Genomic DNA, 26,181 nt, shown 5'->3' on the forward strand with positions numbered 1-26,181 from the left:
AACCATGCTAAATCTAATCATTCGCTTTTGCGTTAAAGAACCCTGGCTGGTGGTATTGCTGACCGTTGGTCTAAGCGTCGCGGGCTGGATCAGTTTCAAGTCGATTCCGATCGACGCGATTCCTAACATTGGCGAGAACCAAGTCATCGTGTTGACGCCTTGGCCGGGTCGCTCGCCAAAGGACATCGAAGACCAGGTCACCTATCCGCTGAGCGTTTCGTTGCTCGCTGTTCCCGGTGCGGAGTCGGTGCGTGGCAAGAGCATGTTCGGATACAGCTTTGTCCAGGTCACGTTCAAGGACGAAATTGACTTCTATTGGGCACGCAGTCGAGTTTCTGAGCAACTCGGCAGTGCGGCGTCACAGTTGCCCGATGGCGTCGTGCCACAACTTGGCCCGGACGCGACCGGATTGGGACAGGTTTACTACTACACGCTTCAGCCACCCGAGGAAGGCATGGGGCTGGCGGAACTTCGCAGCATGCAAGACTTCGTTGTGAAGTACGAGTTGCAGGCGGTCGAAGGGGTCAGCGAGGTCGCGTCGATCGGCGGTTACGTTCGCCAGTATCAGATCGAAGTCGATCCCGACAAGCTTCGCTTCCACAACGTATCGCTAGATAAGTTGGCGATGGCGATCAATGGATCGAATTTGGACGTCGGTGCAAAGACGGTTGAGACGACCGGCATGGAGTTCATCGTCCGCAGCAAGGGGTTCCTCGGCTCTGGCGGTGACAAAAACAAAGCGGTCGAGGACATCGAGGACACCGTCATCATGCAGCGTGACGGAGTTCCCGTTCGCGTCCGTGACATTGCCAATGTGCAGATTGGCCCTGACTTTCGTCGCGGTGCATTGGACTACAACGGAGCCGAAGCGGTCGGCGGCGTGGTCGTGATGCGATATGGCGAAAATCCGCGAGTCGTCATTGACCGCGTGAAAGAGAAGATCGCCGCGATCACACCATCGCTGCAAGGAGTGACCATCCACGGCGTCTACGATCGCAGCGGACTGATCGACGAGACGATGGCGACGCTGACGCATGCGTTACGTGACGAGATCATCATTACTGCGATCATCATCCTCTTGTTTCTATTGCACATTCGCAGCAGTTTCGTCGTTGCGATCTGTTTGCCGGCAGCAGTGCTGATGTCGTTCATTGCGATGCGAGTGGTCGGCGTCGGTGCGAACATCATGTCGCTGGCGGGGATTGCGATCGCGATCGGCACGATGGTCGACATGGCGATCATTGTTTCGGAGAACATCTACCAGCATCTTTCGGATTGGGAGTCTGGTAGCGAAGAGGCGAGAATCAAACAACCTCGAACGGAAGTCGTCTACGAAGCAACGGTCGAAGTCGCACCGGCCGTCGTGACCGCCGTGGCGACAACCATTGTCAGTTTCTTGCCAGTCTTCTTTTTGACCGGTCGCGATTACAAACTGTTCTCCCCGCTGGCTTACACCAAGACATTTGCGATTGCTGCAGCGATGATCGCGGCCGTCACGATTGTGCCCGCCTTGTGTCGATTGATGTTGCGGAGCAGCGTGCGTCGAAGATCGACCGCACTGGTTGCCGCGCTGTCGCTCTCCGGATTGCTCGGTGCCGCGTCCCATTTCTTGTGGGGATCACGGCTCGCAGAACGCTTTGGCTTAGAAACCTGGTTTGTGACCGCCATTGCGGCCACGATCGGGTTCATTGGCGGATGGCAGTTGATGCGAGAACGAATTCGGCCGATCGAAGAGATTCCTTCCAGCCGCTTCGTTCGCTGGATATACGCAGCGCGACTACGACATGCGCTCAATCACAAAGCATTCGCACTTTCGTTTCCGTTGGTGCTGTTGATCATCGGCGTGGGAGCCTACGTCGGAATGCCGACCGTACTTCGTCCAGTTGAAAAGGTCGCGAACTTCTTTGGTGCCGAACTGAACGATTTCCCCGGCTACGTCGATGCCAAACACGTCTTCACCGGTTTGCAAAGTGACGACTGGATCGCGTTGGACGAGGGAAGCTGGTTCTACATGCCGACGCTCTATCCAGCGGCAAGCTTCTCGCAAGCGATGCAGGTGCTGCAGACGCAGGATGTTCTGATCGGTCAGATTCCCGAAGTCAAAGATGTGCTTGGCAAGATCGGTCGCGTCGAATCGGCACTCGATCCCGCGCCAGCCGCGATGGTCGAAACCTACGTGATGCTCAAGCCCGAAAGCGAGTGGCGAGAAGGCGTCACTGCTCGCGACGTGTGGGACGAAATCAACCGCGTCGCCACGTTGCCCGGTGTCACGCCCGCGTCGGCGTTACAACCGATCGAGGGCCGCGTGGTGATGTTGCAGTCCGGCATCAAGGCACCGATGGCCATTCGAGTTTACGGCAACCAGCTTGACGAATTGGCTGACGCGGCGATGAATGTTTCGGCTGAATTGAAGAAGTCACCGCTGATCAACGCCGGCACGGTCAATCCCGACATCGTGCTTGGCAAACCCTACGTCGAGTTCACGGTCGATCGTGAGGCGGCATCGCGGTACGGGATGAGTTCGTCGATGGTGAATCAAGTCATCGAAACGGCACTCGGCGGAATGAATCTGATCAAGACGGTCGAAGGACGAGAGCGTTATCCCGTACGACTGCGGTACAACCGCGACCTTCGTGAACAGATCGACGGTTTGGAACGCTTGCCCGTCGTCACGCAGTCGGGGGCCGTCGTTCCCTTGGAAGAACTCGCAAAGCTGGAAACGACCTGGGGGCCGGGTGCAATCAACAGCGAAAACGGTCGACTCGTCGCTCATGTTTCGTTCATGACCAATGGCAGCAAGGGAGATTTAGAATCGGTCTCCGCGATCGAAGAACAGCTCCGCAAGGCTCAGTCGCTACCTCCGTCCGATCCGAATCGGTTGTCATTGCCAGCCGGCTATTCCCTCGAAGCCGTCGGCAGCTTCCGTAATCAAATCGAAGCCAATCGACGCTTGATGTGGATCATTCCGATGGTGATTTGCATCAATCTGATGTTGCTTTACATGGAGTTCCGAAACCTCTCGATTTCGTTAGCGGTGTTCTCCGGTATCCCCGTCGCCTTCGCTGGCGGCATGATCGCAGTTGCAACGATGGGCGTGGAACTCAACACGGCAGTTTGGGTTGGTTTCATCGCGTTGTTCGGTCTCGCGGTTGACGATGGCGTCGTGATGGCGACCTACATCCATCAGCTTCTCAAGAAACGCAAGATCGAATCGGTCGAAGACATTCGCAACGTGGTTTACGAAGCGGGACTCAAACGCATTCGACCCTGCATGATGACTACGGTCACGACGCTGGCTGCATTGATTCCGGTGTTGATTGCGACAGGCCGTGGTGCTGACGTTGCCCGAGCGATGGCGATTCCCGTGTTTGGTGGCATGCTAGCCGAACCATTCACTTCGTTCATCGTGCCGACGCTTTATTGCGGCTACCTGGAATTGAAAATGCGTTTCGGATTTCAAGACGAGCTTTGGGAAGGCACCGAAGCGATGCCGGAGGAGGAACTCATGAAAGCGGCATAAAACTTTTCGTTTGCCCGTGAAGAAATTTACGACTCAGGCATCCAAACACTCAACCTCACCAAGATCGACGGACCCAACGGACGGTGTCCTGACTTTTGCCTCTGAGTACTCCCATGAAACGAACACTCATCATCACCGCTTTCTCACTCGCGATGTACACATCGGGCGTGTTTGGGCAGACGATTCAATCGCAGCACAATCACGCTGGTCACAACCACGCGATGCCCGGCATGACGCAGGCTCGTGAAGCGACGCAAGCGGGGCCGCATGGCGGCAGCTTGAAACAAACCGGCAACCTTCAAATCGAAACGATTGTTTCACAAGGCGGGCTACAAATGTTCGTCTATGACCGCGCCGGTCAGACGGTGTCTGTCGACCGAGCACGCGGTGCCGTTTCGGTACGAGTCGAAGGCAATGCGAAGCGCTATCGCTACGACTTGTTGCCCAATGGCAAAGGAGCCTTGACCGCTCCTGTGAACTTGTCGCAAATCGCTGGTCGACAAATTGACGTCGATGTGCAATTGGTTGGTATTGCGGCCGGCACTATCTCTTTCAACGAAGTCGCCACCGTTCCGGCCAGCGAGCAACAACTAGCAGCCGCGGCGATCGCACGACAAAAGATCTGTCCCGTCAGCGGCAAGCCGCTCGGCAGCATGGGGGATCCCGTCGCCGTCGATGTCAACGGACAGAAGCTCTACGTGTGCTGTGCCGGATGCGTCAATGCGGTCAAGTCAGACCCGGCTAAATACGCTGCCGGTCGCCCGCAAATCACCGTGACCACGGCTACGCAAGCGGATGCAGCAGCCATTGCCGCCCAGAAAGTTTGCCCCGTGATGGATGAACCTCTCGGTGGCATGGGGACGCCGATCAAGGTGATGGTTGGTAACAAGCCGATTTATCTGTGTTGCAAAGGCTGCATCAAGAAGATTCAAGCCGAGCCAGCAAAGTATCTGGCGATGGTTTACGGCAACGGCACGCAAAACAGTGCTCAGCCAGCAGCTACGACGATCGCCAAGATCACCGTCTCGACATCTACCCAAGCCGACGCAGCGGCCATCGCTGCCCAAAAGGTTTGCCCCGTGATGGATGAACTTCTCGGTGGCATGGGCACACCGATCAAGGTGATGGTTGGCGACAAGCCGATCTATCTGTGCTGCAAAGGCTGCATCAAGAAGATTCAGGCCGAGCCAGCGAAGTATTTAGCGATGGTTTACGGCAGTGGCAATCAAGCGTCCGTTCCCGCAGGTACCGAACAGGTTCGGGAAGGCATCTTCAAAGTCGTTTCTGCCGATGCGCCGTTTATCGCGGCTCAAAAGAAATGCCCTGTGATGGACGAACCGCTTGATGCAATGGGCGGACCTTACAAGGTCAACGCGGACGGGAAAGCGATCTACATCTGTTGCCCCGGATGCGCGAAGAAGATCGCAGCAGAACCGCAAAAGTGGTTGGCTGTGTTGAAGTCACAAGGAGTTGAAGCTCCAACAATTCGCTAATCGATCTGGGAGTGAGGGAGGTGGGAGTGAAGGAGAAAATTCTCGCACCTCCTTCACTCCCAGCCCCCTATCTGCCACACGCGGGGGTGGTGTCGCCGGCCGATTCACGCAAGTGATGATGGCACCACGCCACCCCTGCCTTTTTCGGTTTCAATCGACGCCACACGACCTCGCAAATCGGGGATGAAGGTTATTGGGGGGAGCAAAAATTCTGGCCCTGCCGTGCTTAAGCTCACGTCGCTCAACTCTCGTTGCTCACTCGGAGTACTTCCGGAAGATTTTCATTAGCTCTTCGATCCTTTCGGCGCGGTCTTGGGCGTTACCACTTTCGATTGCGTCGCTGACGCAGGTCTTGACGTGTTGTTCCAGTACGATCTGGCCGACCTTGTTAAGTGCCCCCGTTGCGGCGGACAATTGCATCAGGATATCGACGCAGTACTCGTCATCCTCGATCATACGACCGACCGCTTCGACTTGTCCGATGACACGTCGAAGTCGATTGTTGAGCTTCTTTTTCTCGTCGTCGGAGAGCATTCGAAGGGACTTTTGGGCAGGTTCGTTTCGCAAATCGCTAATTTTACCCTCTAAACGGCTCCACGGTTAGTCCGCTTCACATCATCTTGGGCGCAGCTTCGTACTTATCGGGGTCACCGAAACGACGAACGATTTCAGCGAATACCGCACCTTTTTCAACCGGCTGGCCGCTGTTCATCACCAACTCATACAGGTCGTCTGGCAGAACTCGCAGCACGGTCATCAATCCTTTGACCGCCATCGCGTAATTCGCTCGCATACCGCGAGTTTCCTTTCGGCTCCAGATCGCTTTCATAAATTCTTCCGACATCTCCATGCCCTGCATCTTCTGCGGGTAGCCTGGCGTCGCGAATTTCTCACTTCGTGAAGCGTCGACTTGCGGACGGCTACTGAGATTCGCGAGGTACTGATCGACCGAAGCGTCATCGCGCACTCGCGGTCCCACTTGTTTGACCATGTGGTTCATCATGTGACAATGGAAAATCCAATCGCCGGGGTTGTTGGCGATGAACTCAAAGCTTGATGCTTGAGCGACACCGACCAGTTCATTGTTACGTGGCACCCAGGCACTCTTGGGTATGCGAGCTCCTTCGTGACCGGTCACCCAAAACGTGTGCCCATGCAGGTGAATCGTTCGAGATCCTCGATGTTAACTCCGTCAGTGACAGCGACGACCGCAGCGAAGATTCGCAGCAAAGTGGAATCGTCGAGTTGGCTGCTCAGTTGGATCGTCGCCCCTCCGAACGTCTTCGTCATTGCCTGAGGCTGCATGGGAAAATCGCATGGTCCGCCCTTAAGTCCTTCTCTCTTCCGCAGCCGATCTGGGAGATGGTTTGCTTGATGAGAAGAGTGATTAAAGTTCGTCGCTACCTAAACGATGAACCCGTTGGACAAGCTGCCGCTAGCACGCCGGGCGTAATACGAACGATCAATACCGTCGGGGCGCGAGTTGCTTGGTGGCGTGAGCGCCGACAACTCTGGAATATCGTCCGGGTAACTCATCAGTGAAGCGAAGAGTTCAGGATCATTCTTCTGGCAGATGTCGATGATCCGCATCCAAGTAAGTCGCCATCGAACTAGATTCGCTGAATTCAATCCCATCACCGCGATCACGCGGCGTGCTTCGTCGGTTGATCCTGAAAGTCGCCCATCGAGATGGACGCGAACAGCCGATTCCAGAAAATGTTGGGTTGGATCTGGAACCTGTCGTTGGCCTTTGCGGAGATTGCAGGCGTGACACGAGTAGACGAGATTGTCGTAATCCAAGCTCGCCTCTGGCGAACTAGCGACCGGCTCGAAATGGTCGAGGTCAAATTCACCTAGTCGCTTTCCCCACTGTTCGCGAACCAAACAGTAGACACAGCGAAATGAAAACTCGTCGCGTAACCATTGGCCTGAACGATTGGACGTCCGAATAACCACTCGGCCCGTGACGACGAACTAACGGTCCGCCGGGGTATGTAAACGCAAGCGGTGGCACGCTACGCATCCGGCCGAGAAATTAGCCGCTTGTGCAGCTTGAGAGATTCTTCCATCGGCGGCGATGCTATTTCATCGAAATGCTGCTCAGCGCCCCTTTGCAGACTCGCAAGCTCCGCACGTTCAGACAGACTAATCGTGCCAGCAATTTCACGATCGATCAATTCGCAGCGACGGTCGTCTTTAGCCTGGGGCCACTTGGAATCGTCTCCGTTCGCACTTACTTCCTCAGAAACAAACCGCGTCACCGCTAGTCGGATCAATTGCGCAACGTCTTGCCCGGTCTCGTTGGCACGTTCGGTAAGACAATGCTGAATATCGGCAGGAAGATCAATTACATACTTCATGCACCCATTGTATCACGGGAAACGGTCGAAAGACCAGCGATTACTACGGTGTCCACGCACGCTGGAAGCGTGACCCGACATTTCCGCCAGCGAGAAAGGGATTTTGCGGTTTCCAGCCACCGCTGCTCAATAGTCCCCGATGGAACCTGAAGTAATGGACATCCACAAAATGATTGCCTTTGGGGAGGCGGTTGCCTTCGAATTGCGTAGCCAGGACGCCGCGGGATTAGCATACGTCTAGGCATCTTTTGCGGGGGGCTTGGAGATGTCTCGGCAAGCCAGGGGCGAGGTGATCGATCTCGACGAGGTGCAGATCGTGCGGCCGTTGCGCGAAGATATGCGAAGCTTGCCCCCTCCGAAGCTGTCGCACCGATTTTAGTTCGACGGCCCGACTGGTGCGACCTGGTCAAGCGATTCGCGCGACTGTACTAGCGGTCAGCCGGAACTGCGGAGAGTCTCTGCGCGGAACCCGCTCGACGCAGGCAGGCCCTGGATGCAAGCTCCCGTCAATCCGTTGAAAGGTCTATCCCAAAATCACTACCTTCCCGAGTGAGCTGCACTGCGGCTACTCCGCACCTTCAGCAGCCCATCCAATGACTCTCGACTCTCCAGAAAATGCTCGCTTTAGCTCTAAGAATGGTTGTCCCCAAAATGCAACTTTATAGACCACAGCATCCAGATTAGATCGCATCCGGTCCGCAGCCGTCCAAAGCTTCTTGTCGAGGTCATTCAAGAACTGCTGCGCGTCCGATGCCGCCATGATTCACTGTTCGCTGGGTAAAGAAGAACGAAAGCAGCGCGTGACGCATTCCCCTCTCGTAGTGTTGCCTTTGCACTGCAAGGATCGTATTGTGTACGTGCACCGCAAACAAGCAGGCTTCACACCGCTTGCAATATTGAACATCATATCGGCGAATCGACTGGCCCTGGAACGGTTGCCAAACCGTCGGAACGAATGAGCAATCGTCTAGTAGCGATCGGTCTATCCCGATGATCTCTCGGCATTGGGGACAGCTGTTGCAGGCTCAGGAACCTATTCCGGCGTGCGTTTCTTCGGCTGCTATGCGATGAAACATTGCAGCGTGGCATTTTGGGCAGAAGCGTAAGCTTGATTCCGCTAGCGATGGCGGTGGTCCTAACATGTTCGATTCTGTATCGGATATCAAGCGTTCGTAGCGACTGCATCGCGATCGGTATTACCAGGCCGTTGGACAGCCGGGGCGGTATTGCTAAAAGAGTTTTCGAGCACCAGATATGAGAGTTGTGGTCGTGCCGCTTGGATCTGGCAATTCTGGAAATCCAATCGTGCAGTAGTTCTTCCCCCAGATTTTTAAGACGAAAACGATGTCAGAGTATCAATGGATTGAATTTCGTGCAGTGGACGGGCCGCTCGATGATGCAAGCTTGGAATTCATGCGCCAACAATCCACTCGAGCGGAGATTTCCCGTTGGTCATTCACAAACGAATATCACTTTGGCGATTTTCGCGGTGATGTCGACCAGATGATGCGGCGTGGCTACGACGTTCATGTCCACTACGCCAACTATGGAATCCGGCGAGTCGCTTTCCGACTGCCCGACGGGTTTCCTTTCGCCGATGCGATCAAACCCTATCTGTTCGAGGAGGGAATCTTTTGGGAACCCGATGGAACGGGGACAGCAGGAATTCTGACCTTGGAACCAGAAGGCGACGCGGGGACCTGGGAATGGATGGAGGATGTCCAGAGTCTCGCTAGCGATTTGATTCCGATTCGTGAGATGTTGATCGTTGGTGATCTGCGACCGCTGTACATCGCGCATCTCGCATTCAATTGGGACGACGACGCGATTGAGCCGCCAGTACCAGCGGGACTTCGTGACCAACACTACGCGCTAGACCGGTTGCGCAGTTTTTACGAGATTGACCCGGACCTATTGTCGGTCGCGTCCGAAGCATCCCCTGAACAGAACAAGAGCGCAAGCGACGATTCCATGATCGACAAATGGATGGCATCGCTCTCCAAGGCTGAACTTAGGGACAACCTACGGCGTTGCTTAGCCGAGCCGAACAACGCGTCATCTCATTTGCTCAGAACAATCCGCACCCAGGCGTCTGAGGCTCCAAACCTTGGAACTGGGGAGCGTACATTGGGACAATTGCGAGAGGCTGCGTCCAAAATCGAAGCCGAACGATTGCGAATCCAACTTGCAGAGGCGGCAAAACGATCGGCAGAACAAAAAGCCGCAGCGGAGAAAGCACTCGAAAAACAATTGGCTTCAATCGCCGAAAATCCCGAACTTACAATCGGTCGCATCGACAGCGCGATCTCCGAAAAAAACCGCCCCGCCTATCAGCGTGCAGCTAAGCAGCTGGGCTTGCTTGCTATGGCTTGCGGCAAACCGATGGCGGATGCGAAAGCGGACGCGATTCGGCAAAAGTATCCCACACGCAGCGCATTGAGCAGTGAACTAAAAAAGGAAGGCTTCTAAGGGACGGCTCAAAAATGACTTCCCGATTCAATCTTTCATAACGTGCCAATCGGATGTCTCGTTCTTGGCTGAAGTACGAACTGGAACCTTTAAGCTTAAGGGCCGGGTTTAACCCGTTGTGAGGCAATTGTACTTCGAGAGCTTGGCGTCGTGCCGGATGTAGTCTCTGCTCAGCAATCGCTCGGTCGCCTGCACGCCACGCCGATAAATCCGTTTCGAGATTGCGACTTTCACCTGCAGCCCAGTGCTCGTGGCGGTTCGAGCAGGGCTGATCAGTGTTTGTGCTTAGGCAAATCAGCCGCCACGCGCTAGCGTCTGGTTCTCCAGGGAAACCGGACGCTAGCTCGTGGCGGCTGATACCTCAAATTGAAACACTGAATAGCCCTGGCCGTCCCTTAGCGATATCCCACGCAGTTTTTTTCCCGACCGCGAAATGATCCAGGGCGATGTCTCGAAGATTCTTAAGCCCCCCTCCCTTTTCCTGCGGAGGCTGAAATCCGCTAACGTATACGGATTCCGCTTCGTCCAGCTCCTTAGATCGTCGCGACGGTCGCGACGATTCACCCCCAGCCAAGAACCCAATATGATCCTAACCGCTATCGACTATGCGATCATCGGTGCCTACTTCGCCATCACGATTGGGATCGGATTCTGGTTCCGCAATCGAGCCAGCAAGGACATTGCGGAGTATTTTGTCTCTGGACGGTCGTTGCCATGGTGGATTGCCGGGACGTCGATGGTCGCGACAACGTTTGCCGCAGATACGCCGTTGGCCGTAACTGGGCTTACGATTCAGCACGGTCTGGCCGGGAATTGGGTTTGGTGGTCGTTTGCGCTCGGTGGCATGATCACTGTTTTCGTTTATGCCAAGCTGTGGCGAAGGTCGGGCGTGATGACCGACGTCGAGCTCGTAGAGCTACGCTACTCGGGCAAATCGGCGGCCCTGCTGCGTGGTTCCCGGGCGATCTACGTCGCCCTGATCGTCAATCCGATCATCATCGGTTGGGTGACGTCGGCGATGTTCATGGTGTTGGACGAAACTGTCTTGTTCGAACTGCCCGCGTCGACGCTCGAACAAACGGTATTCGGCGATAACGCGCTGTCGGTTCGGCCTTGGTTGATCATCGCTGGAACGCTGATGATGGTGGGCGTCTATGGGACGCTTTCGGGGATGTGGGGCGTTGCCGTCGCTGATGCGCTGCAATTCTGTCTCGCGATGTTCGGCTGTATTGCCTTGGCATGGCTGGCGATCGCGCACTTCGGTGGCGCTTCGCAATTGGAAGCCAAAGTGATCGAGAACTTTGGCGAGGGCGGCACGGCAGCGTTTGATTTGATCCCCGATTTTACAGGTGCCAACGCGTGGCTGCCGCTGCATGTATTTTTGTTGCTGCTGTTGGTGCAATGGTGGGCGACATGGTATCCAGGCGCTGAACCCGGCGGTGGCGGATTTATCGTTCAGCGGATGGCGGCTTGCAAAGATGAACGTCATTCGCTGCTCGCGACGCTGTGGTTTCAGATCGCCCACTACTGTGTTCGTCCCTGGCCATGGTTAGTCGTAGCGCTGGCTGCGCTTGCGATGTACCCGGAACTGCGTCAAAGCGAACTTGCCGATCCCGCTTTTAACTCTGGCGTCGGTTTTCCGAGAGTGATGCGCGACCTCAGTCCTCCGGGACTTCGCGGCCTGTTGACTGTCACGTTCTTCGCCGCGTTCATGTCGACGCTCAGCACCCAAATGAACTGGGGCGCATCGTATTTAGTTCGCGATGTCTACCAGCGGTTTATGCGTCCCGACGCAACGGAAAAACAATTAAACCGAGCGTCGCGTTATGCGTCGCTGATCGTGTTGATGGCCGGTGGCGTCGCGTCGGTGCTGATGTTTGGCCAATCGGTCGACGCTGCTTGGCGGTTGTTATTGGCGCTGGGCGCTGGCACAGGAGCCGTTTTTATGCTGCGTTGGTTTTGGTGGCGGATCAACGCTTGGAGCGAGATCGTTTCGATGTTCGGATCGCTTCTGTTTTTCTTGACAGTCGAACCGATCGCGCTTGCCAGCGGACTGGTGTCCGCCGATGGCGGCGGCCCCATCTTAGGGCCGGAGGTCAAGATGTTTTCTGTTGCCGTGATGACGATCGCGCTGTGGGTGATCGTCACTTGGTTAACGCCCCCCGTCGATGACGCGACGCTCGATAGGTTCTTTCAAATGGTCAGGCCGGGCGGACCGTTTTGGAAGCCGGTCGCCGAACGCAATCCCAACGTCAAGGTCGATACCGACATTGGCCTTTCGATCCTAACCGCCCTCTCCGCAACGGGGATCGTTTACGCGGTGCTGCCGGGAATTGGGAACCTGATCTTTGGGCACTACCAAGCCGCGGCGCTGTGCGGCGGGATCGCCGCCATTTTGACAGCGATCGTTGCCGTTTTGGTGAAGCGATTGACACGAGTCGATTCTCATTCGTAGGAGCAGCAGTAGGGGACATCCACAAAATGATTGCCTTTGGCGTGGCGGTTGGCCTCGAATTGCGTCGCCAGGACGCTGCGGGAAGAACGGGCGTCTAGGCATTTTACTGGGGGCTTGTTGATGTCTCCGCAGGACTGGGACGAGGCGAGCGTTCTGGTCGAGCGGTTTGTTCTTTCGTGTGACTCGACTCTGGGGGGCCATTTGTCGCCCCGTCCCATGCAAGTCTTGCTGCTGCCTACCGCAGCGATCGAGAGTCGTTCGCTCGGTTGCAGCTTAGAGGCAACCACGTCGGGTGCAAGTTGACGCGTCTTGAAGCAACTGACATTGGTGGTCGGGTGCAGGGCAGGAAGAACAAACGCAGAGGCGCCGAGGACGCAGAGTGTCTTTCGCCCACGGCCCCTCTGCGATCACCGTGTCACCGCGTTGCGATTCAGTCATTTTCTTAAGTGGTGAAGCTAAGATTTGTATGAGGATCGCATCTTTCGAGGGCGCCATCGCTTCCCCACTCTGGGCGTTCTTGGTATTTTCGTGCTCTATGATTCCCAAGGACCCAACGACAGACACTCGCGTACAAACCGTTTGCCTGATGGCATTGGCTGTCGTTGCAGTCACTTTCTCGATCTATTGGCTGCGCCCGGTGTTGGTGCCGCTGGTGGTTGCGCTCATTGTTGTCAGCGGCGTAAGCCCCATATTGACGACGCTGGAGAGACGCTTGGGCGTGAACCGGCTGATCGCCGCGGGGCTCACATTTGTCTCCGGCGTGGGGCTGATGATTGCGTTTGGCGTCTCCGTTTGGATGTCGATGGTCGATCTGAATGCCAATTCGGAAATGTATCGGATTCGCGTTCAAGAAATTGTCGACTGGGCCGAACTCCGCGTCGAAGAGATCGGCAGTCGCATCGAAAATGAAGTTGCTTCGTTTTTGCCTGCAAAGGAATTGTCAGTCGACGTAACCGAGTCGCCTGGAACCGTCAAAGCAAACGAGCCCCCTGCGCGAGACGCAAGCGAGTTTGTCGACGCATTTATCCGCGACGGGATCTCGATCATCTCCCAAGCCTTTATCAATCTTGTGTCGACGTGTGTCATCGTGATGATTTACGTCTTCTTTTTGTTGATCGGCACCCCGGCGGTCGGCGACGATTGGCCGATGGTGCGCGAGATCGATCAACAAATCCGTTCCTATCTGGGACTCAAGACGATCATTTCCGTCTTCACAGGATTGGCTTTTGGCATCGCGCTGCGGATGTTCGGCGTCCCCATGGCATTCACGTTTGGCGTGTTGGCGTTCCTGTTAAATTTCGTGCCAAACATTGGGCCGCTCGTTGCAAGCTTGCTTCCGATTCCACTGATCCTGCTCAATCCCGAAGGGAGCATCGGTTGGATGGCGTCAGCGATCGTTGTCACTTGTGGTATTCAGGTTATCAGTGGCAATTTGATCGAGCCGAAGATCATGGGGAATTCGTCGGACCTTCACCCTGTCACGGTGCTGGTTGCACTTATGTTTTGGGGAATGATGTGGGGAGTGATTGGGATGTTTCTCGCAACTCCCATTACTGCGGCCATGAAAATATTGCTGCAACGGATCGATTCAACCAGGCCGCTTGCGGATTTGATGGCTGGACGATTTGCAGCCTCCGGGGATGCAGAAGATCGCAAGTTGGTCGCGTGAAAAGCGTCGGTCGCCCGGGGCTCTTTCGGCACGATGTTATTTGGCCAAGGAATCGCGTTCACGAAATTGATTGAACATGTGTTGTCCGATGTGAGCGGAAAACGTGCAGCTCGGGCAAGGGTTCCCCTGTACGATTGAGACGCGTGACCTATCCGGCGACGCTGTGAAGCCCCCTGTTGGTTTGTGTCTTCGCATTTACAATCGGGCCATGTTTCAACTGCGCTGCACCGTCCGAGATTGCCAACAATTGCTTAAGCCATGTGAGCAAGGCCTGGTGTGCTGCGCTGGCCATCATTTTGATCAAGCCAAACAGGGCTATTGGAATCTCCTGCAACCTCAGGATAAGAAGTCGAAGAATCCTGGGGATTCGTTAGATGCTGTTTTGGCCAGGCACCGTTGGCTTCAACGTGGACACGCACTATCGCTGATCGAAACCCTGCGTCCGTGGCTCGCGGCGAACCGCACCGAGACAAATCTGAGAACGCTTGATCTCGGGTGTGGTGAAGGATCGTTTGGTCCTGCGTTGTTTGGCGACGACGCCGATTCGTACTGCGGTATCGACCTTTCCAAACGGGCTATCAAGTTGGCTGCACGCGGATGGCCTGCGGCGACTTGGGTGTTGGCGAACGCGGATCGCGAGCTGCCGGCGGCCGATCAAAGTGTTCAACGCGTGATCTCACTTTTCGGTCGGCGTCCGGTTTCAGAGATCTACCGCGTTCTTGCGCCCGGAGGGATCTGTGTGGTCGCCGTGCCGGGCGAAGATGATCTGATCGAACTTCGCGAGAAGGTCCAGCAAGCTGGCCATCGCCGCAGTCGTTGGGAATTGATTGCCGAGGAGATGACGGATGTCGGTCTTGAAGTCGTTGATCGGAAGCATTGGAACAACAACGTCAAACTGGAGCCGGACGCGATCGCCGACGCGTTGGCAATGACGTACCGTGCGGTGCGACATTCCCAGAAGTCTCGCTTAGATGAAGTTCAGGCGATGGACGTCACTCTGGCGGCAGATCTGCTCCTGTTGCGGCGAAATTAGATTCACGCCGGTCCCATCCGGGGCGATCGACGTGGTTTGTCGCACGTTCTCGGGGCTTCCGCCCCGAGCTACCGACGTGGACTCCTCCGGAGTCATGAACACGAACCCGCCCCGGACGGGGCCGTCGTCGACCGAACCGGATCAACATGCATCGATTCAGGACGGCCTCATCCGGGGCGATCGACGTGGTTTGTCACGCGTTCTCGGGGCTTCCGCCCCGAGCTACCGACGTGGACTCCTCCGGAGTCATGAACACGAAACGCCCCGGACGGGGCCGTCTTCGGTAGCTCGGGGCGTAAGCCCCGAGAAGGCATGCACGCATTGGACAAACCCGCCCCGGACGGGGCCGTCGTCGACCGAACCGGATCAACATGCATCGATTTAGGACGGCCCCATCCGGGGCCGTCGACGTGGTTTGCCACACGTTCTCGGGGCTTCCGCCCCGAGCTACCGACGCGGACTCCTCCGGAGTCATGAATACGAAAACGCCCCGGACAGGGCCGCCTTAGGTTGGCGGCCTATTTCTTTTCGAGCCTGCGATGTTGCATGCCGTTGCGGGTCGCTTGGGCCGACAACGGATCCTCGGGCCAATGGTGCTTGGGGTATCGCCGGCGCAGCTCTTTGCGAACCACCGCGTAGGTCGTTCTCCAAAAGTTGGCGAGGTCGTCGGTGATCTGCTGGGGCCGTTGGTTGGGTCCCAGTAAATGCAATTGCAATGGAACGCGGCCGCCAGCGATCCGTGGCGTATCGGTCCATCCAAACAGCTCTTGCAGTTTGACCCGCATCACCGGCGGCTTGTCCGGCGAGTATTCGATCCTCTGCCAATTGCCGCTGGGCACCTGCATCCGCACCGGCGCCTGACGCTCGATCGTTTGCTGCTGCTGGTAATCGAAGCTGCCCAGCAAATGGTCCAACCAAGGGGCGGAACGCAATTGTGCAAATGAGGTGCGAGATTGGCAAAGCTCGCGCAGCACCTGGTTGATGCGGTCGTCGTCCAGCGGCGGCAATCCCAGGTCGGGGGCGTGGTTGTTGAGGAATGCAACGCGGTGGATCAACCCAGCGACCTCAGGCTTGTCGGGTGGAAAGACGCGGGCATGATCGCGAGCGGCTTCGTCGTACAGCAACTGCGCGGACTCGGGCGAAGGCGTGCAAGCGATCGGCGCCTCCGACAGCAGCAGATCCGAAAAATAGAGGCAGCGCCGCATCTGCACGGCTTGCGATTGCGGATCAAAACGGGGCTGATCGACCCGCCGCACCTGGTCGTCGTCCAACCAGCGAGCATCGATCTGCGTCGCCATGCGAACTTGAGCCTCCGTGCCCGATGCATCGACGTCCAGGCACAGAAACAATTCCGCGCGATCCGCCTGCGCTGTCGCCACGTGACAGGCGACCGATCCACGGTGCAACCGAACCCCGCGGCCACCGACCATCACGCCCTGCGCGCTGCCGGGAGATCTGCGTCGGGCGACGCGATCGGGAAATGCGGCGAGCAAGGCACGGGCCAGCAAATCGGCGGCGATTGTCACGCCACTCGGCCGCTGCTGGCGCGGCGACGACTTCGGCCCTCGCTGCACCAAGCGATCGGCGACCTTCCAGATCGTCTTCACCGCTCCCGGAGGCACCCGAACGTCGGCGTTGCCGTCCCGCAGGTCCTTGAGCATCTGCACGCGGAGAGCAACGTCACAGCTGCCGACATCCGCTCCCGTTGGCAATGAATCGCGATCAAACGGGCTGCGCTCGGTCAACAAAGCGGCAGCCAGAGCCGCATCGTCGGCGATCCCCAGCTGTTCGGCTTCGACGAGAAACCGGGCAAGTCGCGGCGACAGCGGTTGGGCCGCCATCTGTTTGCCCATCGACGTTACCACGCGATCGGCATCCACCGCGCCTAGCAACTCCAACAACCGGTACGCCCGGTCGACCGAATCCGAGCGAGGCGGCGTAAGCCAGGGAAAATCGGTCGCGTCGCGTTCGCCCCAGGCGGCCAGCGTTAACGCAGCGCCGGAAAAGTCCGCTCGCAAGATTTCCGGCGAGTCGGCTGGAGGCCGCGTCCGCTGCAGCGTCTCGGGCCACAATCGCCGGCAGACACCCGGCTCGGTACGCCCGGCGCGCCCGGCCCGCTGCGTCGCCGAAGCCTGCGAGATGTTTTCGATCTGCAGCCGGGGCAGCCCGACGCGGTCGTCGTAACGCAACACGCGAGCCAACCCGCTGTCGATCACTCCGGTCACGCCTGGGATGGTGACCGAGGTTTCGGCGACGTTGGTCGACAAGATTACTTTACGTTGGCCGCTGGCGGCGATCACACGGTCTTGCTGGTCGGGCCGCAGGTCGCCGTAAAGTTGCATCACCTGGCAATCGCCGGCCAAACCGGCTGCTTCGATCGCGTTCTGGGTGCGACGGATCTCCCCGACGCCGGGCAGGAAGACCAAGATATGTCCGGCCGTGCAACGCAACATCTCGGGCAACGCGGCCACCACCTGGTTTTCAATCCGATCGGTCGACAGATCGCTCGCATGCGAGATCGCGACGTCGAACGATCGCCCTCGACTCTCGATCCCCTCGGCATCCCCCAGGAACTCGACAATCGGCGCCGGTTGGAGCGTCGCCGACATGATCACCAGTCGCAGGTCGTCGCGCAGCGCGTGGCGGATGCGGCACAGCATCCCCAGGGCGAGATCACCGTCGAGCGAGCGCTCGTGGAATTCGTCGAGGATAACGCAACCGACGTCCTCCAAAAGCGGATCGTCCTGCAGCCGACGCAGCAACATGCCAGTTGTCATCGCGATCAAACGCGTCTCGTTGCCGACTTGGCGATCGAAGCGGACGTGATAGCCGACTTCGTTGCCAAGTTTCGACTGCCGCAGCGTTGCCAGCCGAGCGGCGGCGCTGCGTGCGGCCAAGCGACGCGGTTGGACCAACAGGATTTTACCTGGCTGACCGGCCGACAACTCGGAAGCGTCAGAATCCAACAGAGCCAACGGCACGCCGGTCGTCTTGCCCGCTCCCGGCGGCGCTTTAAGCACCACCGACCGGCCGCGAGCCAACGCCGCAAGGATTGCATCAACGCAATCGGCGATCGGCAATCGTTCTATTTCCGGGTCGGTAATGGTTTGAAACTCCGTTGCACTCAAGGAGTGCTGTGATTCTTTTCCAATGAACGGCGAGACGCTAGCCGCCGGTAAGGAACCCAATTCATTGATGAGGGAAAAACCGGCGCCTAGCGCCTCGCCGCTCACGGATTTCGAGTGCGCCACCTCACTAAATCACAGCCTCAGAGGGCCCTATATAAACAGCAAGCACGGAATTTTCTAGTTTCCCACGTGGGCATCACCCCGCGTGTTGAAGGGCCGCGCGGCCCGATGGGCTCGCGGTTAATCGAAAAAACAATATGACCTGCTTGGAAATAGATTTTATCGACCCGCAAATGCAAATCGTCAACTCAGGTGGCCGCTTCCCCGGTTCAATTCCCGAAGTTATTTACGGCTGTTGTGTTTGAAACGCAATTTGCCGTTAGTGCAAAACATTGCCACTGGACATAGCGTCGTGGGATACAAAACGGAAAGCAGGTTCCGCTTGTTCGCTGTGTCGCGGAGGCCTTATCACCGCAGCAACGCGACTTGGTCTTTGCGATCCCAATGCCTCAACGCATCACATTGCAAATTTGATTGCACGATAACGCATCTGATTAACTTTTGTGATCTGTGCGTTGCTTCACTGCCCAATCATTGCGTCGTTGAGAGAATGCAATCGGCGTGTCGGCGATGGATTCGTACGCCTGCCCATTGTTTGCTGCCGAACCGTATTCGACGTGCCTGATCCTTGAAACGGTGTATTCGGTTGCTCGTTGGTGTTTGCGGTAGGCGGCGAATCGAGTGGTTCAGGTGAGCTACTCGACCAGCAGTCGAGGAACGAAATGCAAAAACATCGCGAAACGTGTCAAACGCTTGTTTTGAACATCGTGGTTTCCAGCCCGGGGCGAGCGATGGTTGTTCGTCGGGGAAGAGTCTTGCTTACTTAGAGTCGCTATTTCCGTGAGGTCTCTCGCGGAAGCATCAAGGTCACCAAAACGTCGATCAGTCGAAAGGGAGTTGATTCGAAATGAGGATTCAGTCCGGACTTATCCGCAGCTTGCTGCTTTTCATTCCGTTTGCGATTGCAGGGGCATGGTCGTTGCAACGTCACATTGATAGTGACCAGCTGACTGTCCAGCCGGTTCAGCTTCGAGCGCAAGGGGGGATTGGGTTTAACTTGAGGCAAGCGACCATTCCGGTCCAAGAGATCCGCTCCGGTGGCCCTCCCAAAGACGGTATTCCTTCTCTCTCCAATCCGCGAATGGTGTCGGCTGCGGAAGCGACTTACTTGCGAGCCAACGATCGTGTGATTGGCGTTGTGTTGGGTCGAGAAACGCGTGCCTATCCGCTCGCAATTTTGAACTATCACGAGATCATCAACGATCGCATCGGCGAACTACCGATCGCTGTGACCTATTGTCCGCTTTGTGACTCCGCAGTCGTTTTTGATCGTCGGACGTCGCTCGGAGAACTGGAATTTGGCGTCTCGGGATTGCTCTACAACAGCAACGTATTGATGTACGACCGGTCCGATACAGAGAGCCTCTGGTCGCAGTTGAAAGGCGAGGGCGTTTCGGGTCCCGGTGCGAGGATGAAGTTGACCGTTTTGCCGATGGAACTGACCACATGGGCTGCCTGGAAGAATCGCAATCCAAAGACAACGGTACTCTCACCCGAAACCGGTCACAGGCGAAACTATCAAGCCAGTCCGTACACACGCTATTTCAATCAGCCCAACCTGATGTTCCCGGTAAAGCCGATCAGCAACTCGTTGCGCCTAAAAGAAAGTGTGCTGGGAGTTTGGGACGACGCCAACGCAATTGCGATTCCCATTTCTGCGTTTGGAGGGAAGTCGGTGCAAATCGAAAAGTCGCTCGGCAGTAGGAAATTCACAGTTGCCTTCGATGTCGAGGATCAAACGATCCGAGTCATTAAGGCGGATGTCGGGATTCAATGGATGAATACGTTTTGGTTCGCATGGTATGCGTTCCACCCTGAAACGGAGATCGCGGGTCGCTAACGTTGTGCTTCGCATCGCTCAACAACTGATTTCAAAACTTGCGAAACTTAACGTCGTCAGCGGAAATGCCGACCGCCCTGCTCTCTTTCCGAAACCGTCACCGTCGATTCCAAACGAACTGGGTACCACAACTGTCTAGTTTCGCGTGTCGCCGTACAGCGCGTGTTGAACCCTCAATGCCATCGTTCTGACCATGACTTCGACATCGCTACATTCAACGCTTCGGCTAAAACCCGGACAGAAAACCGCGTTTTAAAAATGTGGTGCCGAACCAACCAGAGGTTTTATGTCCCCTTCTAAGGCCGAAGGCCGGTACATGTGGGCCTTCGGTATGTGTCGGCCTCCGGACTGTTTGTTTGTTCGCACACGAGCAACCGGTGGCTCACGCCGCCGGCACTAGATTTGTCGGCCTCCGACCTGTGGCGCGGAGCCAGTGATTGGAGCACTTCAACTAAGCATCCAGTTCTAAAAGAGCCGGACAGAAAACTGGTTTCTTTAGAATGCGGTGCCGACCCAACCTGTGGTTTTCTGTTCGCTTCTAAATGTCTGTTGGGAGCGTGGTGCTTCGCTGGACGTCGGCGCGACGAGACATCCGAGTCTGTGTTGTTGGTAACGCAGAACACGAATATGGCGGAAGAGTCGACGCATACCAATGAGGATGAGTTCACGCTTGTCAATCATCTTCAGCAGTCCGCGTAGTACGAACTCGGCATGCTCGATAGATCGGACACCAGCCTATCAATCCTGTCAGTAACAACTCGGTTTGCAACGCCAAGGCGCCCCCAGAGCTTCCAGACTGTTGAATTGATCAGACCCAAATGGTGAGAGTCATGAGGCACAGAGCGAGCTTGAGTCGCTGAAGTCGATCAGGAAATGGGATTCGTCCGTGCGTGGGGTAAATCAGATGGTGTTGCCGGGAGTGCGGATCACAAGATTACGAAGTTCCATCATGTCTTCCATCGCGAATCGAACTCCTTCTCGTCCAAGACCGCTGTCTTTGACACCGCCGTAAGGCATGTTGTCCACGCGCCAACTCGGCACGTCACCGATCACCACACCGCCGACGTCCAACTCGTCCCAAGCCTGTTGGATCTTGTAGATGTCGCGTGTGAAAATGCCCGCTTGCAATCCGAACACGCTGTCGTTGACTTCATTCAATGCATCCTGAAAGTTGTTGAATCGGCTCATCACAGCGACTGGACCGAATGCCTCTTGCGTGCAAACGGCTTGGTCTTGGGGCACGTCTTCAAGCAACGTCGCGTGGAGCATCACGCCGTCTCGTTTTCCGCCGCAGAGAAGTTTTCCACCGGCCTGCACGGCAGTCGTGATCCACGATTCGAGCCGAGCGGCTTCCTGCTCGGAAATCATGGGGCCGATGAACGTTGACTCTTCCTTCGGATCGCCAGCTATTAACGTGATGGTCGCCGCGACGAGCCGGTCGCGCAGTTCGTTGTAGATGCTGTCGTGGGCCAGGATGCGTTGCACGCCGATGCAACTCTGCCCCGATTGATAGAACGCGCCGAAGACAAGCCGCTGCGTCACGTCGTTCAAATCGGAATCGGCGTCCACGATACAGGCCGCGTTGCCGCCCAGTTCCAGCACAACCTTTTTCTTTCCAGCACGAGCCTTCAAATCCCAGCCGACGGCCGGCGAACCAGTGAAGCTAAGCAACTTCAAGCGATCGTCCATTGTGAACAAGTCAGCCCCGTCGCGGCGGCAAGGAAGGATCGAGAACGCGCCCTTGGGCAAGTCGGTTTCCGCGAGCACCTCGCCAATGATTAACGCTCCGATCGGCGTGCGGCTGGCCGGCTTCAAGACAAACGGGCAACCGGCAGCGATCGCGGGGGCGACTTTATGAGCGGCAAGGTTCAACGGGAAGTTGAACGGCGAGATAAACGAACACGGGCCGATCGGCACTCGCTTGTACATCCCGCGATAGCCGCGTGCACGCGGTGAGATTTCTAGGTTCATAACTTCGCCGCCAATCCGCACCGACTCTTCCGCCGCAATGCGAAATGTATCGATCAGGCGAGACACTTCGCCACGACTATCTTTGATCGGCTTGCCCGCTTCGATGCACAGCGACATCGCCAGTTCTTCGGATCGCTCGGTGAATCGGGCCACACAATGGTTCAATACGTTTTGTCGTTCGTAAGGGGGCATGCGGCGCATCGGCTCGGCGGCTTGAACCGAGGCGGCAATCGCACGATCAATCGCCGCGGAGTCGGCCAATGCAACTTTCGTTGCAGCTTCACCTGTGTACTTGTCCGTTACGACCAGGTCCTGATTCGCAGCGACGGGTTCATTCGCAAGATAGTAGGGGTATGAGTTCGTTAGCATGGTTTCTCCGGAACTGGCATTTGGGTATTCCTCGGTCGGGTACGATCTTGACCGCGGTCGAGGTCGTAGACGCATCCTATGTCAAATGTGCGTCGCTCTTGAATCGATTTTGCGGGCGGATTCGGTTTCAAACTGGCTCTCCTATTTGTATACAATGCGTTAACGGCATCATTCAAATCTTGCTACTGAGTTCTCGAATCTCGTGATTCAAAATGCGATCGTTTTCGGAGTAATCGATGGGGACTTCGACCAGGTGGACGCCGGGCGAATTCAGGCAGCGGGACAGCAACGGCAGTAGTGCTTCACTCGACGCGACGCGATGCCCGTTTGCACCATAGGCTTCGGCGTACTTCACGAAGTCAGGGTTGCCGTAGTCCAGGCCAAAATTTTTCAACCCCATGTTCGTCTGCTTCCATTTGATCATCCCGTAGGCATCATCGCGGAGAACAAGGACGACGAGATCGAGCTTCAACCGCACCGCCGTTTCCAGTTCTTGTGAATTCATCATGAAGCCACCGTCGCCGCAGATCGCCATCACTTGCCGATCCGGATGAACCAGTTTGGCCGCCATCGCTGACGGCAGCCCGGCTCCCATCGTTGCCAGGGCGTTGTCGAGCAACACCGTGTTGGGCGCGGTTGCCTTGTAGTTTCGTGCGAACCAAATCTTATAGATACCGTTATCGAGTGCGATGATTCCGCGTTTTTGTATTGCTTGCCGGACGTCGGCAACTAGCCGTTGCGGATAGATCGGAAAACGATCATCGTCGGAACCTTGGGCAACGCTGGTCTCACCGGCTGTGCGAACGGTCATGAAGCGAGAGAAATCCCAGTGCGGCTGCGGCTCTAGCTGCTCCATCAACCGCCAGATGCTATTCGCGATATCGCCGACGACCTCGACTTGCGGAAAGTAGACCGGATCGACAGAGGCCGACGAGAAGTTGACATGGATGACCTTGACGCCTCCGGCGTGCATGAAGAACGGCGGCTTCTCGACCACGTCATGGCCGACGTTGATGATCAGGTCGGCCGCCTCGAACGCGCGGTGGACGAAGTCATTCGACGAAAGGGCTGTGTTGCCGAGAAACAACGGGTCTCGCTCGTCAATGACGCCTTTGCCCATCTGAGTCGTCGCGAAGGGAATACCCAACTTGGCAACCCACTTCCGCAGCATGTTGCATGTCCGTTTGCGGTTGGCTCCGGCCCCCACTAACAACAGGGGCGACTCGGCAGCACGGATCATCTCTACAGCCGCGTGGATGGATTTGTCTTCAGCGACCGGCCGCCGAACGAGACTGGCGGGGATCGGTTGCTCGTCGACCTGCTCGGCGGCGATGTCTTCCGGCAATTCGAGATGCACAGCGCCAGGTTTTTCTTCTTGTGCCAGACGCATCGCTTCGCGGACTCGCGATGGGATGTTGGCTCCGCTGACAAGTTGCCTCGTGTATTTCGTCAACGGACGCATCATGTCGACGATGTCAATGATCTGGAACTGACCTTGCTTACTCGTCTTGACCGGCTTTTGCCCCGTGATCATTAGCATCGGCATGCCGCCTAGCTGAGCGTATGCGGCGGCCGTTACTAGGTTTGTTGCCCCCGGCCCGAGCGTGGAAAGACAAACGCCCGATTTGCCCGTCAGGCGTCCATACGTTGCTGCCATGAAACCGGCAGCTTGCTCGTGTCGGGTGAGGATCAGCCGGATATTCGACCGCGACAGTGAATCGAGGAAATCGAGGTTCTCTTCGCCTGGAATGCCGAAGACAAATTCGACGCCTTCGTTCTCCAGGGCTTTGACAAATAGATCAGACGCTTTCATGGTGATTCCTGTTTGAGCAGTTCTTCGATTTAGACGACGCCGTAAGCCAGCATGGCGTCGGCGACCTTGATGAACCCTGCAATATTTGCGCCAAGTACATAGTTTACAAATCCGTCGGTCTGACCATGCTCAACACACTTGTCGTGGATATCACGCATGATGGTCTTCAGCTTCTCGTCGACTTCTTCACGACTCCACGAAAGTCGCAGTGCGTTTTGGCTTTGCTCTAAACCCGAGACTGCAACACCGCCGGCATTCGCGGCTTTCGACGGAGCGTAAAGAATCCCGGCTCCTAAAAATGCATGAGCGCCCGCCAGTTCGGTAGGCATGTTGGCTCCCTCGCAGACAGCTTTGACTCCGTTGGCAATCAACGCTTTCGCATCGTCCAGACTGATCTCGTTCTGCGTGGCACACGGAAAGGCGACATCGCACGGCACATTCCAAGGACGTTCTTCGGGAAGGAACGTGACGCCCTCGAACTTATCGGCATACTCCGCGATTCGTCCCCGACGCACCTCCTTGAGATTTTTGATGAAAGCCAGTTTCTCGGCATCAATGCCCGCTGGATCGTGAATGAAGCCGGATGAATCGGACATGGCGACGACCCTTGCGCCCAGTTCGGTAGCCTTTTCAGCGGTGTAGATCGCGACGTTTCCAGATCCCGATACCACGCATGTCTTTTCCTTGAGACTGTCATCAATATGGTTGAGCATGTTCTCACAAAAGTAGACGCATCCGTAACCGGTTGCCTCGGTCCTGACGAGACTGCCGCCGAAGGTCAGCCCCTTGCCGGTCAAGATACCCGCAAAGCGATTTTCAAGTCGTTTGTATTGTCCAAACAGATAGCTGATCTCACGAGCCCCAACGCCGATATCTCCAGCCGGAACGTCCGTGTCTTCGCCAATGTGGCGATGGAGTTCAATCATTAGCGAGTGACAGAATCGCATGACTTCGCGATCGCTCTTTCCCTTGGGGTTGAAGTTCGCGCCCCCTTTGGCCCCGCCCATCGGGAGCCCCGTCAGGCTATTCTTGAAGGTCTGCTCAAAGCCGAGGAACTTCAGGACGCTCAACGTCGCGTCGGGATGGAACCGCATTCCGCCTTTGTACGGGCCGATCGAATTGTTGAATTGCACACGCCACGCCCGATTCGCTCGAATGTTGCCTGCGTCGTCTTCCCAAGTGACGCGGAAGATGACGATTCGATCCGGCTCTGTCATCCGTTCGAGTATCTGAGCATCTTTGTATTTGCGATGTTTTAGCACGAACGGCATGACGGTTTCGACGAACTCCCGCACCGCTTGATGAAACTCCAGTTCCCCGGGATTCCGACGTTCAAGCCCCTGCATGAAGCATTCGGTATCTGAGCACGTGTCGATCCAAGTGGCTTTGTTGGGCATGGTGTTTCCAATCTCCGTGGTGATGGCTTGCCGTTTGGTGGACGTGTCTACCGGCCCCAACACTCCGCCGTAATTGACCGCGATGGGGCTCTGTGAAGTTGACGTGGGAAACGCAAGCTCCTTACAGCAAGATGCTCGGACGCGACTGGAATTCGCGGGAAATCTTAGGCAGACCTGTGTCGAGCGATCGAAAGCCTGTCTGTGCTTCGTGCTTTGAATCACTCAATTTGTCGCGGGGAATCATGATTTTGACGGAGCCGAATTGTTTGAGCGTCATTGACGCTCTCTCGCTTTCAGTACGGCCGGCGATATGTCAATGACTGTATCGGTGCACCGGCTACACCACTTGGTGTTAGAAATCAAAGCTGTCTTGTCCTCTCAGTGGCGACTCCCCCGCTGAGCGGACCAACTTTAGCTGGGCGCGGTTGAGGTCAAGTTCCTCTAGCTGAGTGGCGTAGCTTTGGTACTGAATGAGCCGTTGACGATTGGCGAGGCGGTGTTGTTGCCTGCTTCTTGGCAACTGGAACTGCCAGGAAATGCGTCA

The 26,181-nt window shown here is 56.4% G+C and carries 14 protein-coding genes and 2 pseudogenes; 7 read left to right on the top strand and 9 right to left on the bottom strand.

Going from position 1 to position 26,181, the window contains the following annotated elements; genetic code table 11:
• Positions 1-4 precede the first annotated feature (4 nt).
• A complete protein-coding gene (locus EC9_RS15300; RefSeq protein ID WP_145346604.1) occupies positions 5-3,520 on the top strand; it encodes an efflux RND transporter permease subunit in 3,516 nt (1,171 codons plus the stop codon).
• 113 nt (positions 3,521-3,633) lie between these two features.
• Positions 3,634-5,013 (top strand): hypothetical protein, encoded by a 1,380-nt coding sequence (locus EC9_RS27000; RefSeq protein WP_246105702.1) that lies wholly within the window; start codon positions 3,634-3,636, stop codon positions 5,011-5,013.
• A gap of 255 nt (positions 5,014-5,268) precedes the next feature.
• On the opposite strand, the gene EC9_RS15310 is transcribed toward EC9_RS27000, so the two are convergent.
• From EC9_RS15310 to EC9_RS15325, 5 genes and pseudogenes are all read right to left on the bottom strand, one after another.
• Positions 5,269-5,547 (bottom strand): metal-sensitive transcriptional regulator, encoded by a 279-nt coding sequence (locus EC9_RS15310; protein ID WP_145346605.1) that lies wholly within the window; start codon positions 5,545-5,547, stop codon positions 5,269-5,271.
• Between the two features lie 76 nt (positions 5,548-5,623).
• A pseudogene (locus EC9_RS15315) lies at positions 5,624-6,178 on the bottom strand (multicopper oxidase domain-containing protein); the annotation flags it as partial.
• Positions 6,179-6,417: 239 nt separating this feature from the next.
• Positions 6,418-6,603, bottom strand: a complete 186-nt coding sequence (locus EC9_RS27005) for a hypothetical protein (RefSeq protein ID WP_246105703.1) — start codon at positions 6,601-6,603, stop codon at positions 6,418-6,420.
• A 162-nt stretch (positions 6,604-6,765) separates the two neighbouring features.
• Positions 6,766-6,969, bottom strand: a pseudogene (locus EC9_RS27330) (HNH endonuclease); the annotation flags it as partial.
• Positions 6,970-7,028: 59 nt separating this feature from the next.
• Positions 7,029-7,373 carry a hypothetical protein gene (locus tag EC9_RS15325; RefSeq protein WP_145346607.1) on the bottom strand — a complete coding sequence of 115 codons (345 nt, stop codon included), beginning with the start codon at positions 7,371-7,373 and terminating at the stop codon, positions 7,029-7,031.
• 1,758 nt (positions 7,374-9,131) lie between these two features.
• On the opposite strand from EC9_RS15325, the gene EC9_RS15335 reads away from it, so the two are divergent.
• The 4 genes from EC9_RS15335 to EC9_RS15350 all read left to right on the top strand — a co-directional run bounded on the left by EC9_RS15335 (position 9,132) and on the right by EC9_RS15350 (position 14,999).
• On the top strand, positions 9,132-9,842 hold the full coding sequence (locus EC9_RS15335) for a hypothetical protein (RefSeq protein WP_145346609.1): 711 nt from the start codon (positions 9,132-9,134) through the stop codon (positions 9,840-9,842).
• A gap of 583 nt (positions 9,843-10,425) precedes the next feature.
• Entirely contained in the window at positions 10,426-12,297 is a 1,872-nt protein-coding gene (locus EC9_RS15340) for a sodium:solute symporter family protein (protein WP_218934163.1), read from the top strand.
• Positions 12,298-12,832: 535 nt separating this feature from the next.
• Entirely contained in the window at positions 12,833-13,966 is a 1,134-nt protein-coding gene (locus EC9_RS15345; protein ID WP_145346611.1) for an AI-2E family transporter, read from the top strand.
• A 208-nt stretch (positions 13,967-14,174) separates the two neighbouring features.
• A complete protein-coding gene (locus EC9_RS15350; RefSeq protein ID WP_145346612.1) occupies positions 14,175-14,999 on the top strand; it encodes a methyltransferase domain-containing protein in 825 nt (274 codons plus the stop codon).
• A gap of 518 nt (positions 15,000-15,517) precedes the next feature.
• On the opposite strand, the gene hrpB is transcribed toward EC9_RS15350, so the two are convergent.
• Positions 15,518-18,127 (bottom strand): ATP-dependent helicase HrpB, encoded by a 2,610-nt coding sequence (gene hrpB / locus EC9_RS15355; RefSeq protein WP_218934164.1) that lies wholly within the window; start codon positions 18,125-18,127, stop codon positions 15,518-15,520.
• Between the two features lie 967 nt (positions 18,128-19,094).
• Here hrpB and EC9_RS15360 point away from each other — a divergent pair.
• Positions 19,095-20,087: a DUF3179 domain-containing protein gene (locus EC9_RS15360; protein WP_145346614.1), complete on the top strand. Its 993-nt coding sequence runs from the start codon at positions 19,095-19,097 to the stop codon at positions 20,085-20,087.
• Positions 20,088-20,987: 900 nt separating this feature from the next.
• On the opposite strand, the gene EC9_RS15370 is transcribed toward EC9_RS15360, so the two are convergent.
• The 3 genes from EC9_RS15370 to gdhA form a co-directional block, all read right to left on the bottom strand.
• Positions 20,988-22,427: an aldehyde dehydrogenase family protein gene (locus EC9_RS15370; RefSeq protein ID WP_145346615.1), complete on the bottom strand. Its 1,440-nt coding sequence runs from the start codon at positions 22,425-22,427 to the stop codon at positions 20,988-20,990.
• Between the two features lie 172 nt (positions 22,428-22,599).
• Positions 22,600-24,240 (bottom strand): acetolactate synthase large subunit, encoded by a 1,641-nt coding sequence (locus tag EC9_RS15375; RefSeq protein WP_145346616.1) that lies wholly within the window; start codon positions 24,238-24,240, stop codon positions 22,600-22,602.
• A 29-nt stretch (positions 24,241-24,269) separates the two neighbouring features.
• Positions 24,270-25,697 carry an NADP-specific glutamate dehydrogenase gene (gene gdhA / locus EC9_RS15380; protein ID WP_449314237.1) on the bottom strand — a complete coding sequence of 476 codons (1,428 nt, stop codon included), beginning with the start codon at positions 25,695-25,697 and terminating at the stop codon, positions 24,270-24,272.
• Positions 25,698-26,181 lie beyond the last annotated feature (484 nt).

It is taken from the genome of Rosistilla ulvae, assembly GCF_007741475.1.
Taxonomy (GTDB): Bacteria; Planctomycetota; Planctomycetia; order Pirellulales; family Pirellulaceae; genus Rosistilla; species Rosistilla ulvae.

Excerpts from the sequence above, each read along its gene's own strand:
- EC9_RS15300 (WP_145346604.1), top strand. The coding sequence starts at position 5 with ATGCTAAATCTAATCATTCGCTTTTGCGTTAAAGAACCCTGGCTGGTG.
- EC9_RS27000 (WP_246105702.1), top strand. The coding sequence starts at position 3,634 with ATGAAACGAACACTCATCATCACCGCTTTCTCACTCGCGATGTACACA.
- EC9_RS15310 (WP_145346605.1), bottom strand. The coding sequence starts at position 5,547 with ATGCTCTCCGACGACGAGAAAAAGAAGCTCAACAATCGACTTCGACGT.
- EC9_RS27005 (WP_246105703.1), bottom strand. The coding sequence starts at position 6,603 with ATGCGGATCATCGACATCTGCCAGAAGAATGATCCTGAACTCTTCGCT.
- EC9_RS15325 (WP_145346607.1), bottom strand. The coding sequence starts at position 7,373 with ATGAAGTATGTAATTGATCTTCCTGCCGATATTCAGCATTGTCTTACC.
- EC9_RS15335 (WP_145346609.1), top strand. The coding sequence starts at position 9,132 with ATGTTGATCGTTGGTGATCTGCGACCGCTGTACATCGCGCATCTCGCA.
- EC9_RS15340 (WP_218934163.1), top strand. The coding sequence starts at position 10,426 with ATGATCCTAACCGCTATCGACTATGCGATCATCGGTGCCTACTTCGCC.
- EC9_RS15345 (WP_145346611.1), top strand. The coding sequence starts at position 12,833 with ATGATTCCCAAGGACCCAACGACAGACACTCGCGTACAAACCGTTTGC.
- EC9_RS15350 (WP_145346612.1), top strand. The coding sequence starts at position 14,175 with ATGTTTCAACTGCGCTGCACCGTCCGAGATTGCCAACAATTGCTTAAG.
- EC9_RS15360 (WP_145346614.1), top strand. The coding sequence starts at position 19,095 with ATGAGGATTCAGTCCGGACTTATCCGCAGCTTGCTGCTTTTCATTCCG.
- EC9_RS15370 (WP_145346615.1), bottom strand. The coding sequence starts at position 22,427 with ATGCTAACGAACTCATACCCCTACTATCTTGCGAATGAACCCGTCGCT.
- EC9_RS15375 (WP_145346616.1), bottom strand. The coding sequence starts at position 24,240 with ATGAAAGCGTCTGATCTATTTGTCAAAGCCCTGGAGAACGAAGGCGTC.